Annotated in this window: 11 protein-coding genes; 2 read left to right on the top strand and 9 right to left on the bottom strand. The window is 71.7% G+C overall.

Going from position 1 to position 18115, the window contains the following annotated elements:
* Nucleotides 1–207: 207 nt before the first annotated feature.
* The 8 genes from ACIRQY_RS30820 to ACIRQY_RS30855 all read right to left on the bottom strand — a co-directional run bounded on the left by ACIRQY_RS30820 (nucleotide 208) and on the right by ACIRQY_RS30855 (nucleotide 13320).
* Nucleotides 208–2154 carry an alginate lyase family protein gene (locus ACIRQY_RS30820; protein ID WP_403931140.1) on the bottom strand — a complete coding sequence of 649 codons (1947 nt, stop codon included), beginning with the start codon at nucleotides 2152–2154 and terminating at the stop codon, nucleotides 208–210.
* Entirely contained in the window at nucleotides 2151–4334 is a 2184-nt protein-coding gene (locus ACIRQY_RS30825; protein ID WP_403931141.1) for a bi-domain-containing oxidoreductase, read from the bottom strand. The genes ACIRQY_RS30820 and ACIRQY_RS30825 overlap by 4 nt, the downstream gene beginning before the upstream one ends.
* Nucleotides 4335–4350: 16 nt before the next feature.
* Nucleotides 4351–6285, bottom strand: coding sequence for an asparagine synthase (glutamine-hydrolyzing) (gene asnB, locus ACIRQY_RS30830; protein WP_403931143.1), 1935 nt, complete (start codon nucleotides 6283–6285; stop codon nucleotides 4351–4353).
* 3 nt (nucleotides 6286–6288) lie between these two features.
* Nucleotides 6289–7809: a Wzz/FepE/Etk N-terminal domain-containing protein gene (locus tag ACIRQY_RS30835; protein WP_403931145.1), complete on the bottom strand. Its 1521-nt coding sequence runs from the start codon at nucleotides 7807–7809 to the stop codon at nucleotides 6289–6291.
* The gene (locus ACIRQY_RS30840; RefSeq protein WP_403931147.1) at nucleotides 7806–9191 is read right to left on the bottom strand and encodes a polysaccharide biosynthesis protein; all 1386 of its coding nucleotides are present in this window, start codon (nucleotides 9189–9191) and stop codon (nucleotides 7806–7808) included. The genes ACIRQY_RS30835 and ACIRQY_RS30840 overlap by 4 nt, the downstream gene beginning before the upstream one ends.
* Nucleotides 9188–10450 (bottom strand): glycosyltransferase family 4 protein, encoded by a 1263-nt coding sequence (locus ACIRQY_RS30845; protein WP_403931148.1) that lies wholly within the window; start codon nucleotides 10448–10450, stop codon nucleotides 9188–9190. Before ACIRQY_RS30845 ends, ACIRQY_RS30840 begins: the two co-directional genes overlap by 4 nt.
* Nucleotides 10440–11756 (bottom strand): nucleotide sugar dehydrogenase, encoded by a 1317-nt coding sequence (locus ACIRQY_RS30850; protein ID WP_351784338.1) that lies wholly within the window; start codon nucleotides 11754–11756, stop codon nucleotides 10440–10442. Before ACIRQY_RS30850 ends, ACIRQY_RS30845 begins: the two co-directional genes overlap by 11 nt.
* 73 nt (nucleotides 11757–11829) lie before the next feature.
* A complete protein-coding gene (locus ACIRQY_RS30855) occupies nucleotides 11830–13320 on the bottom strand; it encodes a sugar transferase (protein WP_351784340.1) in 1491 nt (496 codons plus the stop codon).
* Between the two features lie 1033 nt (nucleotides 13321–14353).
* On the opposite strand from ACIRQY_RS30855, the gene ACIRQY_RS30860 reads away from it, so the two are divergent.
* Both ACIRQY_RS30860 and ACIRQY_RS30865 read left to right on the top strand, forming a co-directional pair.
* Nucleotides 14354–15550, top strand: coding sequence for a PP2C family protein-serine/threonine phosphatase (locus ACIRQY_RS30860; protein ID WP_403931151.1), 1197 nt, complete (start codon nucleotides 14354–14356; stop codon nucleotides 15548–15550).
* Nucleotides 15551–15979: 429 nt separating this feature from the next.
* Entirely contained in the window at nucleotides 15980–16582 is a 603-nt protein-coding gene (locus tag ACIRQY_RS30865; protein WP_403931153.1) for a hypothetical protein, read from the top strand.
* 282 nt (nucleotides 16583–16864) lie between these two features.
* Here the strand turns inward: ACIRQY_RS30865 and ACIRQY_RS30870 are convergent, their stop codons facing one another.
* Complete coding sequence (locus ACIRQY_RS30870) at nucleotides 16865–17779, bottom strand: phosphatidylinositol-specific phospholipase C (protein ID WP_403931155.1); 915 nt, start codon at nucleotides 17777–17779, stop codon at nucleotides 16865–16867.
* Nucleotides 17780–18115: the final 336 nt, after the last annotated feature.

Consider the following 18115-nt stretch of genomic DNA (forward strand, 5'->3'; position numbering starts at 1 on the left):
CCCGTGTCGTCCCCACCCACGCGAGGGGCGCTAGGGCGTGTTTCGAAAGTCCCGCCTGCCTGGCGACGCCTGGCACGCACGCTCGCCGCGTTGTCGGGATCACCCCGATACATCAAGTATCGGGGCGACCCTCCGCCTTGCGATCGCACGCACCAGACGCCGCCAGGCCTGCCCTCCGGGCAGACGACGCCACTTTTGAAACCCTCCCTAGCCGTGGAACGTGAGCACCGTGACGAACCCCTCCGCGCCCTCCGCCAGACCGGTGCCGGTACCGACCAGCGTGGTGGCGGGCTCCTTGCGCCCGAAGCCCGCGGAGTACCAGCCGAGCGGCGGCTCCGCCTCACCCCGGTGCGCCCGCCAGGACAACTGGCCCGGGAGGTCGAGCACCGCCGAACGGTCCTCGCCGTCCCGGCTCCAGGTGAGCACCGCCCGGTTCCCCGACAGGTCCGCGCCGATCGCCGGACCGAGATGGAACGCCAGGCGCACGGGCCGGTCCCCACGGATCTCGTCGACCACCCGCACCTCCCGCTCGGCGCCGGTCAGCTCCACCCGGCGGCGGTGCGTGGCCGGCTGGTAGCCGTCGTGCTCGGCGCACCAGCGGGCCACCCCGTCGGTGCCGGGGTCCGCGACCAGCACCCGGGTACGGGCCTGCCGGGTCCACAGGAACGGGCCGCCGGAGGCGGACTGGTCGGCGCCGTCCCACTCCAGGGTGTTGTGACCGATGGTCGAGCGGAAGTACCGCCGCCACTCGGGCTGCCCGTGATAGCAGAACGTCCCCGGGTCGGCGAGCACGTCCACCCCGTCGTGCCGCACCTCCACCGACAGCGCGTCCGCGTGGGCGTGCGCCGCGATCGACAGGAACCCGTGCGGACCGCCGTCGCAGCGGCACCAGATCCCCCCGGGACCGCGCAGGACGGTCATGCCCGCGTCGGCGAAGTGGGCCGGACGCTCCGCCGGACGGGTCACGGCCGGAGCCGTGGGCCGCACGAGCGCCGCCAGCAGCGGGGTGCGCACATCGGTACCGGTCACCTCCGGCCACCAGTCGAGACGCCCGAACACGGCGTCCCCGGTGGCCAGCAGGGACCCCCACCGGTCGGTGCCCGTGCCGTCCACCACCAGACCGTGACCGTCGTCGGCGTCCCCCTGGCGCGGCGGCCGCAGCCGGTCGTCCACGACGGCCGCGAGCGCGTCGGTCATCCGCAAGAGCACCAGCCGCACCGTCGGGGGCACCGGCGCCCCGACGGCGTCCGCCTCCGCCACCGCCGCGAGCCCCAGCTCCAGCACCAGACCGTGATACTCGGAGGCCAGCTCACGGTTGAGGCCGGAGAGGAAGGTGTTGCTCCGCAGATGGCGGCCGAGCGAGCGCATCGCGTCGGCCCGCCACTGCCGCGAGCTGGGGAACCAGCCGAACGCGCAGGCCGCCGCGAGCTGCCCGGCCGCCTCGGCGATCACATGGTTGTTCGCCGAGGAGCCCCGGCTGGGGAAGGCGGCCAGCCACCGCTGGTGGTGCCAGATCTGGTTCACCGCCACCGGGTTGTCCTCGAAGAGACCGGCCGCGCCCGGCCAGCCGTCGAGCAGCCGCCGGATCCACACCCAGGACAGCAGCCGGATGCCCAGCTCGATGCCGCTGATCCAGTGCACCCCGCGCAGCGGAGCGTTCCCCGCCCACCACGACCGCAGGTGCTCGGCCACCCGCTCCGCGTACCGCTCGTCCCCGGTGACCGCGTAGGCGGCGGCGAGCACGGTCAGGTACTGGTGCCGGGACGGCTCCCAGATCTGCTTGATGTCCCCGACGGCCTCCTCGTCCCGGTACGGCACGTCGAATGCGTACCCCCACGGAGCCCGGCGCCCGGTCTTCGGGTCGTACCACCAGTCCGGGGCGACCAGGTCGTCGCGCTCCACCCCGAAGAACTCGCCGTGCCCGGCCATCAGCCGGTCCGCGTCCGCGACCAGCCGCTTCGCCGCGTCCGGCGGCACCGAGGCGAGCGCCCCGGCGGGCAGCACCGAGGTGAAGCGGGCACCGGTCACCCGGGGGCAGTGCGGCGGCGCCGACCGCCACCGCCGCCTGCGCACCGCGTCGCCCACCCGGCCGCCGACCTCACCCGGCTCCATCCGGGACAGCCGCCGCAGGTACCAGCCCGCGCTCATGGTCATCGCGGCCCCGCCAGCGTCACCGGCGCGCCACCGGCCAGGCTCGCCCCCACGGCGAGGGTCGCCGCCGTCGTGGCGACCAGCGACTCCAGCGGCACCGGCATCGGCCCGCCGGTCCGCACGGCCCGCACGAACGAGGCCAGCTCGGCGGACTGGCCCTTGTCCCGGGCCTTGGGCAGCCGCGAACTGACCCACCGCTTGCGGCCGTACACCGAGGCGCGCACGAAGTCGTCGAGCCGCAGCACCCTGCCGTCCGCCAGGAGGTCCAGTGTCTCCTTGGGGAAGCCCGAGGCGCCGGTGGTGACGTAACTGATGGTGGCGGTCGACCCGTCCGGGTAGCCCAGCACGACCTGGAGGTCCTCGTTGCCGGGCGTGGTGACCGCGTACACCGAGACCGGGTCGGCCCCGAGCAGCCAGCTCGCCGTGTCGATGAAGTGCCCGCCCTCGCCGACGAACCGCGAGCCCTCGCTGCCCTGCCGGAGGTACCAGCTGCCGTGTTCGAGTCGGCCCGCGTTGACCAGGTAGCGCAGGCTCGCCGGGCCGGTGCGGTCGCCGAACTGCTTCCTGGCGTGCTGGAGCAGCGGGGCGAACCGGCGGTTGAAGCCCACCTGGAGCCGGTCGTTGCCGGACTCCTCCACCGCCGCCAGCACCCCCGCCAGCTCGTCCCCGGTGAGCGCCAGCGGCTTCTCCACGAACACCGTCTTGCCCGCGAGCAACGCCTTGCGGGTCAGCTCGGCGTGCGAGCTGTGCCGGGTGACCACGAACACCGCGTCGACGGACGCGTCACCGAGGACGGCGTCGAGATCGGTGGTCGCGCGGGCGAACCCGAACTTCCGCTGCGCGTTGGCCCCGGACAGCGCCGTGGTGGTGACGACCGTGGACAGCTCGACGCCCTCCCGCCCGGCCAGGTGCGGAAGCAGCATCGACGTCGCGTAGTTCCCCGCGCCGACGAACGCGAGCCGCACCGGCTTCCCGGCGGACCGGGCCTTGGCGGGCGCCCGGTCGCCGCGCGACACCACGGGCACGGTCACCGACGGGGCCGCCTCCCGCTCCGGGGACTCCTCCGGATACCGGAACAGCACGGCCACGGCCTTCAGCTCGCCGTCCTTCAGCCGCCGGTAGGTGTCGACGGCGTCGTCGAAGTCGGCGATGTGCGAGACGAGCGGCTCCACGTCCACGCTTCCCCGCCCGAGGAGGTCGAGGAAGCAGGCAAGATTGCGGCGCTCGGTCCAGCGGACGTAGCCGATCGGATAGTCCCGCCCCTCCAGCTCGTACTCCGGGTCGTACCGCCCGGGGCCGTAGCTCCGGGAGAACCGGACGTCCAGCTCCTTCTCGTAGTACGCGTTCCACGGCAGGTCCAGACGGCACTTGCCGATGTCGACGACCCGGCCCCGGTCCCGGCACAGCCGGGCCGCCAGCTCGACGGGCTGGTTGCTGTCGCCGCCCGCCGCCAGATACACCTGGTCCACGCCGTGACCGTCGGTCAGCTCGGCGACGGCTGCCTCCACGGCCGCCGACGAGGGATCGCCGCAGGCCACGGCGCCGAGCTGCTCCGCCAGCTCGCACCGCGCCGGATCGGGATCGACCCCGACGACCCGGACGCCCGAGGCGGTGAGCAGCTGCACCACCAGCTGTCCGATCAGTCCCAGACCGATGACCAGCGCCGACTCACCGAGCTGCGGCTCGCCCTGACGGACGCCCTGGAGTGCGATCGACCCGACCGTGCCGAAGGCCGCGTGCCGGGGCGCGAGCCCGTCCGGCACCCGGGCGTACAGGTTCTTCGGCACCCAGTTCAGCTCGGCGTGCAGCGCGTGCTCGTTCCCCGCGCAGGCCACCAGGTCGCCGACCTTCACATCGTCGACCCCGGGGCCGACCTGCTCCACCACCCCGCACAGCGAGTAGCCCAGCGGCGTGTACGAGTCCAGCTTGCCCATCACCTTGCGGTAGGTCGCGGGCACTCCGTTGACGGCCACGCTCTGCATGACCTTGGCCACCTGGTCGGGGCGGGAGCGGGCCTTGCCCAGCATCGACATCCCGGCCTCGGACACCTTCATCAGCTCGGTCCCGGTGGAAATCAGCGAATAGGCGGTACGGACCAGTACCCCGCCCGGCTTGCACCCCGGCACCGGCACGTCGAGCACCGTCAGCTCACCGCTCTTGTAGTTCTGCACGACCTGTTTCACCGAAGTCCCCTTGCTCCTACGCCGTCGGGCGTGCGTTCTCGCCGGACCCGGAGGTCGCGGCGCGGTACCAGTACTCGAGGGTCAGCACATGCCACAGATGTTTGGAGAAGTCCCGCTGTCCGGCGGCGTCCTCGGCGACCATCCGGGCCAGCGCGTCCCGGCGCAGGAACCCGGAACGGACGAGGACGCCGTCGTTCACCACCTCGCGCACCAGCGGCGCCAGGTCCCGGCTCATCCAGGCCCGCAGCGGGGCGCTGAACAGGCCCTTGGGCCGGTACACGATCTCCCGGGGCAGGATCGAGGTGGCCGCCTCCTTGAGGACGGCCTTGCCCTGCCGGCCGACGATCTTCCGGTCGCCGGGCACGGCGAACGCCGCCCTGACCACCTCGACGTCCACGTACGGCACCCGGACCTCGGTCGAGGCGGCCATGCTCGACCGGTCCGTGTACGTGAGGTTGAGACCCGGCAGGAACATCCGGGTGTCGCCCAGGCACATGCGGTTGACGAAGTCGTCGAGGTCGTTGTCCCGGTAGACGTCCGCGTGCTCGGTCAGCACGTCGTCGACCGTCCCCGCCAGGTCCGGATCGACCAGGTCCAGCAGCTCGCCCCGGTCGTACATGGTGTAGCTCCGGCGGAACGCGGTCTCCTCCGGCAGATCGGCGAAGGACAGGAACCGCTTCGCGAACCGCACCGACCGGTACCCCCGGCGGGCCGAGGCCACCGGCAGCCGGTCCACCGCCGCGGACAGACCGCGCCGCACCGGCCGGGGCACCCGCTGGTAGCGCAGCGCGATCAGGTTCGCCAGGTGCTTGCGGTACCCGGCGAACAGTTCGTCGGCGCCCATCCCCGAGAGCATCACCTTGACCCCGGCCTCCCGGGCGGCCGAGCAGATCAGGAAGGTGTTGATTGCGGCCGGGTCGCCGATCGGCTCGTCCAGGGTCCGCGTCATCTGCGGCAGCAGGTCGAGCACGTCCGGGGCGATCTCGATCTCGTGCAGGTCGACGCCGAACCGTCCGGCCACCTGACGGGCGTAGCGCAGGTCGTCCGGCATCGCCTCGAACTTGGCGTCCTCGGCGCGGAACCCGATCGTGTAGGCGGAGATGCCGGGCAGCTCACGGGAGGCGAGCGCGGTCAGATAGCTGGAGTCGAGGCCGCCGGAGAGGAAGGTCGCCACGGGGACGTCGGAGAGCAGATGACGCCGGGTCGACTCCTCGACGACGGCGGCGATGTCCGGCACGTCCCCCGAGAGGGCCCGCTCCCGGCCCTCCGCGGCGACTTCCCGGAGGTTCCAGAAGCGCCCCCGCTCCACCCGGCCGTCCGGGCGGCACCGCAGCCAGGTCCCCGGCGGCAGCTTCTCCGCCTCGCGGTACGCGCACCGGGTGTCCGGCACCCAGTAGTAGAGCAGCGAGGCCACCAGGGCCGCGTGGTCCACCTCCAGCGCACCGCCGGTGGCGGCGGCCAGCGCCTTCAGCTCGGAGGCGAACACCAGACCCCCGCCGCGCCGCAGCAGGAACAGCGGTTTGACACCGAGCTGGTCGCGGGCGAGCACCAGCTCACCGGTCCGCTCGTCGAAGATCCCGAACGCGAACATGCCGCGCAGCCGGGGCAGACAGTCCGTGCCCCAGCGCCGCCAGGCCTCCAGGAGCACCTCGGTGTCGGAGGTGCCCCGGAAGCGCACCCCGGCGGCCGTCAGCTCGGCGCGCAGCTCGGGCGCGTTGTACAGCTCGCCGTTGTACGTCAGGACGAGGCCGTCCGAGACCATCGGCTGGGCGCCGGTCTCCGACAGGTCGACGATGGCCAGCCGACGATGACCGAGCTGTACCTCGCCGTCACCCACGGGATGGCCGTACCGGCCCGACCCGTCCGGCCCCCGGTGGGCGATGATGTCGGTGAGCCGGTCGGTCACGGCCTTCCCGTCCGGCCATCGGTAAGTCCCTGCGATGCCACACATGTGCTAGCGCGCCTCCTGGTCGCTGTCCGGGACCCGTGCCGCCCACATGGGCAGCCGTTCCGTCCGATGCCGTCCCGTACCGTTCTGTCCCGCCGTCCTGTCTCGCCGACCGCGCAGCGCGGTGTCGAGCCCGTCCCACAGCGTGCCGTCGGTACGGTCGCGCGGATCGGGGTCGATCAGCACCACACCGATCACCGGAATGTGCTGGTCCGCCAGCTGCCGTGCCACGGTGTGCAGCCAGGCGGCACTGCCGTGCCCCGCCCGTACGACCAGGACGGTCTGCGCACCGAGGTGCTGGAGGTCGGTCCACGCGGTGCCGGGCGCCACCGTGCCCACCCCGATCCGTAGTTCCTGGCCGGGTACGGCCGGGGCGCCCTCGTCCCTGACCACGGTCGGGCCGCCCTGCTCGGCGCGCCGGTCGGCGAGCCGTCGGCGGGGCAGGGCGTCGACGACGACCACGGGTCCCTCCGCCCCCAGGGCCCCGGCGAGGTCCAGGGCGATCGTGCCGGTGGCGCCCGCGCAGCCCAGTTCGAGGAGCGACACCGGTTCGGTGGTGCGGCGCAGGGTGCGCGCCAGGGACGAGGTGAGCCGTTCCCGTGCCTCCCGGTCCCGTCGGCGGCCCCACAGCCGGGGCGCACTGCGCGGGAGTTCGGCGATGACGGAGGCGCCGAGGTGCGCGGCGACGTCCCGGCGCAGCACGGGGCGGTCCGCCACCACCGCGCCGACCGAGGCCACCGCGAGCCCGAGCGCGAGCCCCAGGGCGAGCCCGACCGCCGCGTTGGTGGCGGCGGTCCTGGGCAGGGAGTGCCGCACCACGCGCGGGGCGTCCACGATCTGCGTCCCGGCGACGAGCCGGGGCGTGCCGATCCCCGCACTGGCCGCCCGCTGGGCGAAGTCCGCGATCTGGGAGCTGAGTTCGGCCCGGCGGGCGAACAGCGACTCCATGTCCGCCGAGGCCTTCGTCCCGTTCGTCGCCGTTCCCTCGCCGATCGCCTTGTTGACCTGGGCGAGGTCCTTCCGCAGCCGGTCGCGCTGGTCGAGGAAGGCCTTGGCCTCGGCGTTCGAGACCTCCCGTATGCGCCGTACGTGGTCCACCACGAACGCGTCGGCCAGTGCCCGCGTCCGGGCCACGGCCTCCGCGTCGGTCGCGCCCGTCACCGTGATCTGGAGGACGTTGTTGGTCAGCCCCGCGCCCTCGTAGTCCCGCATGAAGTCCTCCGGTTCCTCGCTGGACCCGAGGGACCGCAGGGCCGCACCGGCGATGCGTGTGGTGTGCAGCAGGGCGACATCGGTACGGATGAGTGTTCCGGGGTCGTTCGGCTGGTCCTCCTGGTGGGCGACCAGCACCTTGGCCGTGGCGGTGGGCGGCGGCGGCAGCAGGACCGCGAGGGCCGCTCCGGCGAGCAGCCCGAGCAGCGCCACGGCGGACCAGAGGCGTCGCCGCCTCCGTACGGCCACCACCAGGCTCTGGAGGTCGAGGAGCGGGGTGGGGGCGGTGGGTTCCTGGGCCGGGCTCGTCGTCACTCGGCACCTCCAGCGGGCCGCGCGTCGGCCGAGGGCGCCGGGGCGGCGCCCTTCTTCCGGGAGCGGTCGGCGGACCGTGCCGAAGCGGCCCGGACCGTGCAGGCGACGACGACGCCCACGACGCCGTGCCCGGCGTCCGCGCACGCCTCGCCGATGCCGGACAGCTCCCCGGCCGTCCAGCTGCCCGCGCTGAGCACCACCACCGCCCCCGACTCGTCGTCGCGGTCCCGCACCATCGGCTGGGACACCGACACCTCCACCACCCGGTGCTCCCGGTGCACGCCCCCCGGAGCACCGGCGGCGGTCTCGGCGGCGAGCTCCGCGGCGGCCCTGCGCGCGGGCTCGTCACCCTCCGGGACGACGACCAGGAGCCGCAGCGGGGCCGGGACCTGCTCCCGGAGACGGGCGCCCACCCGCCGGTAGCGGATCCGGCCGCTGGCCTCGTCACCGGTCAGCGGGGTGGGCAGGTCCCATCGGACGTCGATGCCGAGGAGCCGACGCGCCAGCACCCGGGGGCCGGCGCCCTTCGTCCGGTCCGCCCGCCGCTCACCGGGCACCTCGACGGTGCCGAGGCTCGGCGCGCCGAGCGCCGCGGCGATCTCGGGCTCGGTGCGCAGACGACGGCCCAGCCGCGCGGTGGCGAGATGACCGAGGACCGCGACCAGGAAGAACAGGACCGCTCCGACGCCGACCAGCTGCGTCTTCGTCGGCGGCGCCTCCCCGGTCGGCCGGGTCGACGGCCCCATGACGACCATGTTCGCCTTGACGGCGGGCTGGTCGGCCCGGTTGAGCTTGTCCACGGCGTCCTGGAGCGCCGTCCGGAGCTTCGCCAGCTCCGTACGGGTCTGCACGCTCTCCACCGACTGCCCCTTCCCGGCGCCGTCGGCCAGTTCCGTGATGCGGAGGCTGGTCCGCTCCACCAGCTTCCGCAGCGCCTCGGGGCGCGTGGCGGCCTCGGGGTCGGTGTCGGCACCCACGACCTGGGCGGCGTACGTGACGAACTGCTGGGCCGCCTGGTCGGAGAGCCGCTGGGCACCCTCCGGGGTGTCCGCCGTGCCGGAGATCCTGATGATGTTGCCGTCGGCGACTCCGGCGCCCACCCGGTCGCGCAGCTCCTCGCCGTCGACCCCGGGCAGGCCGAGGGCGGTGGCCGTGCGGTCGAGCACCACCGAACTGATGGCGATCTGCGCCTGGGTCATCAGTTCGCGCTCCTCCCAGGCGCCCGGCAGCAGCACCGACGCGGAAGTCGTGTACCGGGGCGGGAGCAGCCAGGAGGTGCCGTAGCCGACGAGCGCGCCGACCACGGCGAGGGTGATGAGGAACCGTCGGCGCCGACGGATAATCCGCCCGATGGTGACCAGGCGTATCGTGTCATCGCTCAACGGCGGTGCCTTTTTCCCTTTCGTACCGGGCCGCCCGCCGAGACCGGGACCTGGTCACGGCAGGCGGCGGCGTACGCGGCGAGCAGCGCACGCTGGGAGTTGCGCCAGGCCAGCGGGCCACTGATCCGCTCCTGGCCGATCTTGCCCATCCGGGCCCGCTCCTCCGGGTCGTCCAGCAGCCGCGCGACGAGCCGAGCGAACTCGCCCTCGTCGTCGTCGGCGGCGTAGACGGCCGCCTCACCTGCGGACACCCGGGCCTCGCGGAGGTCGAACGAGACGATCGGCCGGCCCATCACCATGTACTCCAGGACCTTGTTCATGGTCGACACGTCGTTGAGCGGATTGCGCGGATCGGGGGAGAGGCACACGTCCGCCGTGGACAGGTACCGCACGAGCTCGGCGTCCGGTACGCGCCCGGTGAACCGCACGTGCTCCGTGAGCCCCAGCCGCCGGGACAGCTCCACCATCGCGTCGAAGGCGTCGCCGCCGCCGACGAACACCGCGTGCCAGTCGGTCCTTCCGAGCTCGTCGCGCAGCTTCGCCAGGGCCCGCAGCGCGTAGTCGACCCCGTCCTGGGGGCCCATCACACCGAGGTAGCACAGCAGATGCGGCTTGCCGTTCTTCAGCTCGGGCTCGGGCGGCACCGGATGGAAGCGGTCGATGTCGGGCGCGCTGCGCACCACGAACACGTCCTCCGGCCGTCGCCCGCCACGGCGCAGCGCGACGTCCCGGTAGCTCTCGTTCGTGGCGAGCACGATGTCCGCCGCCCGGTACGTCCGCCGTTCGAGGGCGCACACGGCCCGGTAGAGCAGGTCCTCGCCGCGGTCGAACCGGGAGAGGTACAGCTCGGGCACCAGGTCGTGCTGGTCGAAGACGAACCGTGCCCCGTGCCGCTTCAGCCACAGCGCGGGCAGGAACAGCAGGTCCGGCGGATTGCAGGCGTGCACCACGTCGACCGGGCCGACCCGGCGGGCCAGCCGGAGCGTGTGCCACAGTGCCGAGCCGTACTCCCGCAGGTACCCGGCCGGTCCTCCGGTGGCCGCGCGCAGCGGATAGCGGTGGATGTGTACGCCGTCGATCACCGCCTCCGGTTCCGTGTCCCGTTTCTCCCCCCGGGGGCAGATGACGTGCACCTCCCACCCGGCGTCACGGAGCGTCGTGCACTCCTGCCACACCCGCCGGTCGAACGGCACCGACAGGTTCTCCACCAGGATCAGCGCGCGACGGCCCTGCCCGTCGCCGCTCGTGTCACCAGGCAAGGCCCATGTACCCCGGTTCGGCCCGGCGCGCCTCGGCGTCGGGAAGGCGGACGAGATCGACGATCACCGGACCGTCGCCGTGGGGGAGCGCCGCGTGCACGGCCGGATCGGTGGTCCCGACGAGGCACACCTCGGCGTGGTCGAGGACCTCGTCGACGGAGTCCGCGAGCAGTTGCGCCAGATGCGGCAGCCGGGTCTCGATGTACTCGCGGTTCGCGCCGAGCAGCCGGGACAGGTTGACGTTGGGATCGTAGATCCGCAGGTCGTACCCCTTGCCGAAGAGCCGCTCGGCCAGCTCGACGAGCGGGCTCTCGCGGAGGTCGTCGGTGCCGGGTTTGAAGGACAGGCCGAACATGCCCACCCGCCGTTTCCCGGTGCGCTCGACCAGTTCGACCGCGCGCTGCAGGTGATCGGAGTTGGAGGGCAGGACATGGGCGAGGATGGGCACCGAGACGTCGGCCCGCTGGGCCGCGTGGACCAGGCTGCGCAGGTCCTTGGGCAGGCAGGAGCCGCCGAAGGCGAAGCCGGGCCGCAGATAGGCGGGGCTGATGTTCAGCTTGCGGTCCGCCAGGAAGACGTCCATCACCTGGTGCGAGTCCACCCCGAGCGCCTGGCACACCGCGCCCAGCTCGTTGGCGAAGCCGATCTTGAGGCCGTGGAAGGCGTTGTCCGCGTACTTGATCGCCTCGGCCGTCGGGACCGGGACCCGGAACACCTCGCCGGGCAGCCCCTCGTACAGCGCCGCCACGGTGTCGCCGCTCGCCGCGTCGAGTTCGCCGATCACCGTCTTGGGCGGGTCGAAGAAGTCCCGGACGCTGGTGCCCTCGCGGAGGAACTCCGGGTTGACCGCGACCCCGAAGTCGACTCCGGCGGTGCCGCCGGCGTACTTCTCCAGGATCGGCACGAGCAGGTTCAGACAGGTGCCCGGAAGCATGGTGCTGCGGAACACGACGGTCTGCCGCCCGCCCCGCTCGGCCACGGCGGCACCGATCTCCTCGGTGACCCGCTCCAGAAAGGTGGTGCACAGACTGCCGTTGGCTTCCGACGGCGTGCCCACGCAGATCAGGGACACCTCACTGTTCGCTATCGCCTCGTGGACGTCAGCGGTGGCGCGTAACGCCCCCGCCTCCACGACCTCGGCGATCAGTTCGCCGATCCGTTCCTCCACGACCGGCGCCTTGCCGTCGTTGACCAGGTCGACCTTCACCTGGCTGACGTCCACTCCGATGACCTCGTGCCCGAGGCTGGCCAGGCACGCGGCCGACACACAACCCACATAGCCGAGCCCGAAGACGCTGACCCTCATGTTCCGTTCCTCCCCCAGGGCAGACCCTTGTGGCCCGCCGTGCGCGCACTGACTGACGACGCCCCCCCGTGCGTCAATAAGCTCCCTGCCCGTAGAACACCGCCCGCATCGTCTTCCAGAGGATCACCGCGTCCAGGGCGAGCGACCAGTCCTCCACGTACCGCAGGTCCAGCCGCACGGCCTCCTCCCACGGCAGGTCGCTGCGTCCGCTGATCTGCCACAGACCGGTGAGCCCGGGTTTCACCAGCAGCCGCCGCCGGATGTCCGGGGCGTACGCGGCGGACTCCTCCGGCAGCGGGGGCCGGGGGCCGACCAGCGACATCGACCCCGTGAGCACGTTGAACAGCTGCGGGAGTTCGTCTATCGAGTACCGGCGCAGCACCGCCCCCACCCGGGTCACCCGGGGATCCCTGCGGAGCTTGAACAGCAGACCCGCGCCCTCGTTGCGGTCCGCAAGCGCGGCCCGCGCCCGGTCGGCCCCGGAGACCATGGTGCGGAACTTCAGGATGGTGAACTCGCGCCCGTCCTTGCCGACCCTGCGCTGGCGGTAGACCGCCCCGCCCCGGCTGTCCGCCAGGACGAGCAGCCCGACGAGCAGCATCAGCGGGGAGAACAGCATCAGCAGGACCGCCGCGCCCAGCCGGTCGACGACCTCCTTGACGGCCCGGTGGCCCCCGGTGAAGGCCGGCATGCTGACCCGCAGCAGCGGTATCCCGAGCACCGCGTCGACGTGCAGCCGGGGTCCGGCCACCTCCATGAGCACCGGCGCCACGACCATCTCGGCGTCGCTGCCCTCCAGGTTCCAGGCCAGCCGCTGGAGCCGGTCCGGCGACCAGTGCGGGTCCGGGGTGACCGCGACGACCCGGTAGCCGTCGCGCCGGACGTGCCCCGCGACATCGCCCAGCCTGCCGACGACCGGCACGCCGTCCAGCTGGTCGCCTTCGAGCGAGGGACTGCCCGCGGTGCACACCGCCTCGACCCGCCAGCCCAGGTGCGGGAACTTACGGGTCCGCGATATCAGGTCCCGCACGGTGGCCAGGCTCCCGGCCGCGAGCACGGGCCGCAGGCACCGCCCCTCTTTCCGCTGCTTGTGCAGCCAGAGACGGAGGAGATACCGCTCGGTCATGGTCACGAGTGCGATCGCGGGAATCGCCACGAAGATCCACAGTTTGATATTCCGCGAGGTGAGGGCTATTCCCCCCAGCGACAGTACGACGGTCGCCGTGAACAGTGAGCGTCCGAGACGCCGGAATTCCTCGGCGCCCTGGCCGAGAACGGCCGGAGCCCACGATCTCGTCACCGCGAGCGCGCCCAGCACCAGCAGTTCGGTGCCGAATGCGAGAATTCCCCACTTCTCGTGCCAGTTGGCCGCGTCCCGGGCCCCGAAGAAGTTCCCTATGGCCGCCACGACGAAGGCGGTCGCCGCGGTGTCACTGAGGATCACCGCACGGCGGTACCGCTGCTCCCAGTCGCTCGCGGGCTGTCTGACCGCCCGGTTGATCGGCCCGTTCTCCAGCGGTCCGCGCGCCGATGGAAACGGGCTGACTAACTCCCCCTGCTGCACGGACCCCCCCAGGGTTCCAGTGGATTCGACGTGTTGGCTCCACACGGTTCTTCTCCCCCCACGGAGGCCCCCGCCTCCCGCACGATCCTCCCCTCGGGAGGCCCCCGCCCCCCGTGCCGCGCCGTTCCTCCGCGCGGGAGGTCATCGGCCTCCGCGCATGACGTGCTGATTACCGCAGTGCGTCATGGACACCCCGGCCGGCGGCGCACTGGTACGGCCGCCGGATAAAGGAGGTGTGCCGGATTCCGTCGAAACCCCGGGTGCTCCCCGCACCCGAGACCTCACCCGGTCTCCGGGAATTGATCGCCCCTATGTGTGGCGCAAGGGGCGTTGTCGCTGGTATTCCGAGGCGCAGGGCCTGTAGATCATCTTTTGTCGCCTCGTGTCCGATCATCTGAAGCACGGTCAATCTAGACCATCGAGGCCCCTCTGGAGGGTGGATGAGTGGAATTCGTGGTCAACCTTTGAAGGTTGATCCACCGCCGTCCGACCGCCCGATGACACCCAGGGGACGGCCATATGCCCCGTGACCTGTGGTGACGACGTTTCTGCGGACCGTAGGCGACCGAGGTGGCGACGTATCGCGCCACCACAGGTTGGCCTGTGTTGAGTGGATGTGTCTGAGCCACCTGTCCGACGCGTCCACACCTATCCGGAACCGGGTGCCGGTCCCGGGCGGATCCCGGTGCCCCGGACCGGACCATCGCCGTCGAGCCGCTCCGCGCGCCCGGCGGCCGGCGCGCCCGAGACGTGTCCCGGCGGCTTCGCCCGTACCGCCGGGCGACGCCGTCCCGCGCCCCGGGGCCGACGACCACAGGGCGTACGCGGCCGAGCCTCGCCGACGCGACCCCTCCAGCGCATTCCGTGGATAAAGGACCAAAGTCCTGATTAGCGACTGAAGCATTGAAAAGCGGATGATCCGCTGATTATTGTCGGCCGCACTCAGCAGGGAGGGGGCAGGGATGCGAGAACCGGTCCCGGTGCCGCGCCCGCCCCACTCCATGAGGGGGCGCCCCGATCCCCCGGAGGAGAGATGAACGCCCCACGACGCCAGGTCCTCGGTCTCGTCGACGGCTACGGAGTCGGCGCGGTCATGGCCGTGGCACTGCTCGACGCGACGGCCATGGACGAGGTCAGACTCCCTCCCGCCTACGCCATCGGCCCCGCGGTCGCCGCCGTCCGCAACCGTGCGGCCGCCGTGCTCGGCACCGGGGCCGTCGCCCTCCTCGCGGCGCTGCTGCTCGCCCACCACGACGGCGTGCCCCCCACGAGCCGGGGAGTCATGGGCCTGGTGACCATCGCGCTCGTCACCCTCTTCTGCGCCCTGGCCGCCCGGGTCAAGCAGCGCCACACCCGCCGCCTGGAGGTCGTCACCGAGGTCGCGCACGCCGCACAGGAGGCCATCCTGCCCACCGTCCCCGCCTCCCGCGAAGGGGCGGTGCGCATCGCCGCCTCCTACCGGTCCGCGGCGGACGAGGCGAGCATCGGCGGTGACTTCCACGACGTCGTGCCCGTCCGGGACGGGGTCCGCGTCCTCATGGGCGACGTCCAGGGCAAGGGGCTGGAGGCGGCCGGTGCCGCCGCCGCGCTGCTCGCCGCGTTCCGGGAGAGCGCGGCCGTCTCCCAGGACCTCGACGAGGTGGGGCTGAGACTGTCCTGCGCCCTCGCGCGCCGCGCCGGGGACGACCGGTTCGCCACCGCCGTACTCGCCCAGGTGACCGGCGACGGCCGGATCACCACCCTGAACTACGGCCACCCGGCACCCCTGCTGCTCCGCGCCTCCGGCGGCACCCAGCGGGCGGAACCCCGGGACCCTGGCCTGCCCCTGGGCCTCGGACACCTGGACGGGCTGCGACCGGGCCGCCACGAGGACACCCTCGGGCCGGGCGACCGGATCCTCTTCCACACCGACGGACTGACCGAGGCCCGGGACGTGTCCGGGGCCTTCTACCCCCTCGACGAGCGCACCGACCGGCTCAGGCACGGCACTCCGGCCCAGGCCCTGAGCCTCCTGGGCGAGGACGTGCGCGCGCACACGGCGTCGGCGCGGGCGGGCGCGGACGACGACTCGGCCCTGCTCCTCCTCCAGTACGACGGAAGCCGGGGCGTCCCCGTACCGCCCCGCGCCCCTGACCTCCTCACCCGGAGCGAGCTGGGCTGTGACGTGTGCGCGGTGAAGTCCTGCCCGGTCGCCGCCGAGCTCCCGTCGGATTCCGGGGTACGGGAATGACAGCGCCTCCCGTGGACGGGAGCGCGGGCCCGGCTACGACCGGCCGTCGACCCGGCTCACCCGGTGGGCGTACGGTACCCGCCGACAGTGGCTCGTGGTCCGTGGTCCGTGGTCCGTGGTCCGTGGTCCGTGGTCCGTGGTCCGTGGTGTGTGGCCCGGGCCGACGGCGGCCCGGTCCGAGGCGCGGTCTCCCTCCGACGTCGGAGGGTGGGAGGAGACGGGGTGCGCAGCGGGCCCGTGCGGCGTCCGAGGAAGAGACCCTCGGAGACCCGGACGGTCTTGACACCCCGGACGGTCTGGACGGCCTGGCTCGTGCCGGATCGGTCGGCTGTCGCTCCGCCGGTGGCGCGAGCGGTCGAAGGGCTCGTCCGAGAGCTGCCCTCGGGTGCTCCGCATCATGCGCCTGGGGCCGGTGACGGCGGCTGTGGCATGGTGGCGATCATGGGTAATTCAACGGCGTATCCCCTGTTCAGGAGTACCGGCGCAGCGGACGCGCTCGCGTTGGCACGGCGTCTGTGCTCGCTGATGGAGAGGCGGGATCCGGTTGTCGAGCTGACCGCTGAGCTGCAAACGGCCGAGGACGTGTGGCGGATGCTGGATGTTCTGCCCGAGGCCGTCTACATCGCAGAAGGCCTGCCGTTCGACTCGTACCAGTGGACTCATGAGTACCGGGCGGACACATTGCCCAGGGATTCGTACGGGCTTGTCACGTTGCTGCCGTTCCGCGTGGACGTCGAGACGCAGGTGAATGACGAGCTGGAGGATCTTTTCGTTCGGACCTTGGGGGGTGGCCCCGCCTCGATCTACTGGGACGGCAGCTGGCCGGACGTACCGGAGCTCGATCTCCAGGCGTACGCGAAGTACGAGGCGGTCCAAGTCGTGTTCAACAGCCTCGATCTCGACGGGGAACTTCCCGCCGATGAACACACGGTGTTCGTGCACCTTTCCAAGTTCGGGGATCTCCCCCGGGCGGAGTGGCTGGCGCGACAGGTCGGTGGGGAGGTGCTCGGGGAGTCCGTGCCCGGCAGGTGACCGAGGCGATGGACTGCCGGGTCGTGGCCGACTGCCAGGAGCCGACACTCGTGAATCGCCTCCGCCCGCGAGTGCGAGGGTGTGCGGCCGGGCGATGCCGTAGTCCTCGGACTGCTCGGCGACCGCGTTGGTCGTGGGTGAGGACAAGGGTGCCGTGCACGATGAGCACGGCACCCTTCGCGGATCTCCGTCGGAGCTGGAGCGTGAGCGGGGGACCTGGATGGTGGACGACGCGGTCTGCGACTGATGCGGATACCGCGAGCAGCGGCTACGGGACGATCCTCAGATGAAGTTCTTGTCGATCAGGAGGTCGAGGATGTCGGTGCGGTAGTTGGGGAAGTCCATCGGCACCATGCCGAAGCGGGCTCGCTGATTCCTCCGGGGGTCCAGGTAGGCGTAGACGCTGGGGAAGATCTTCTTGGCCCCGATGGAGGGATCGGGGATGGGGCCCTTGGCGGTGCTGGTGAAGTTGATGAACATCTTGGACGTGCCCTGGTCGTAGAAGGCCGCGTCGAACTGCGCGACGATCGCCTTCCTCTTAGCGTCGTCGGGGACGTTGTACTGGTCCTGGATGTCGCAGTGGTCGCTCCACCTGAGGGTGGCCCAATCGTGGGTGAAGTCGGTGAGGAGCACGACCTTCCCGCGAGCCTGTCCCAGGGTGGGCCACGACGGGTTGGTCCAGAAGAGCGGACGGAAGCCCATGGACGGGTCGTCCAGGTACCAGTTGAAACGGCGCTTGAATTCCTCCGAGTCGAGCTTGTTGCCGCCCGCGTACTCGTTCTTGATCCGCATGACGATCACCTCTCCCGGATTGCCGCGGAGGAAGTAGTCGCAGTCGTTGAGGACGTCCTGGTAACGCTTCTTCATGTAGATGTCGCTGTGGTAGAGGCCCATCTCGTTCCTGGTCCCCGCCAGGCCGTTCAGGCGGATGTCGAGAAACCGGATGCCGTTGCCGAGCTGGGTCAGCAGGTCCCAGTCCTGACACTTGGCTGCGGGTATCCCGCTGGTGGAGCAGGTGTTGTGGGTGCCGGGGATCGTCAGGCCGGTGAGGGGCAGGCCGCTGGAGAGCGAGCCCATCCAGGACCGGTAGGCCCAGCTCGCGGCCCCGGCCGTACTCGGGATGCCGAGCACCGCGGCGGTGGCGAGGCCACCGGCACCGGCTCCCCACTTCAGAACGTCACGACGGGTAGGGCGCATGCGCACACTCCAGTTCGCAGGAGAATCACCGCGTTCACCGGGAGCGTACGGTCATTGCCGAGGAGCCATATCCCGATCTGGAGAATACGCCAATTTGACGCCCCGTCAGGCATGGCTCCATATTCTTGCCGTTTGATCCTGTCTTGGGCAATTCAGAACTGGATTCCTCGGTTCAGGAATTCCGGAACCGAGGATACTGCGATATTCCGGGCGAACGGGGGAGCGGGCTGCCGCGCGCCGAACTGAGACCGCGTTTGAGATCTGCCATGGGACGATCGGTCGGTGACTCGACTCGTGGACCGTGACCGCTCCCTTGAGGAGCTTGAGTGTGACCGC

Origin of the sequence: Streptomyces sp. NPDC101490, assembly GCF_044767145.1 — a bacterium.
Classification (GTDB): Bacteria; Actinomycetota; Actinomycetes; order Streptomycetales; family Streptomycetaceae; genus Streptomyces.

Excerpts from the sequence above, each read along its gene's own strand:
- asnB (WP_403931143.1), bottom strand. The coding sequence starts at position 6,285 with ATGTGTGGCATCGCAGGGACTTACCGATGGCCGGACGGGAAGGCCGTG.
- ACIRQY_RS30820 (WP_403931140.1), bottom strand. The coding sequence starts at position 2,154 with ATGACCATGAGCGCGGGCTGGTACCTGCGGCGGCTGTCCCGGATGGAG.
- ACIRQY_RS30865 (WP_403931153.1), top strand. The coding sequence starts at position 15,980 with ATGGTGGCGATCATGGGTAATTCAACGGCGTATCCCCTGTTCAGGAGT.
- ACIRQY_RS30870 (WP_403931155.1), bottom strand. The coding sequence starts at position 17,779 with ATGCGCCCTACCCGTCGTGACGTTCTGAAGTGGGGAGCCGGTGCCGGT.
- ACIRQY_RS30850 (WP_351784338.1), bottom strand. The coding sequence starts at position 11,756 with ATGAGGGTCAGCGTCTTCGGGCTCGGCTATGTGGGTTGTGTGTCGGCC.
- ACIRQY_RS30860 (WP_403931151.1), top strand. The coding sequence starts at position 14,354 with ATGAACGCCCCACGACGCCAGGTCCTCGGTCTCGTCGACGGCTACGGA.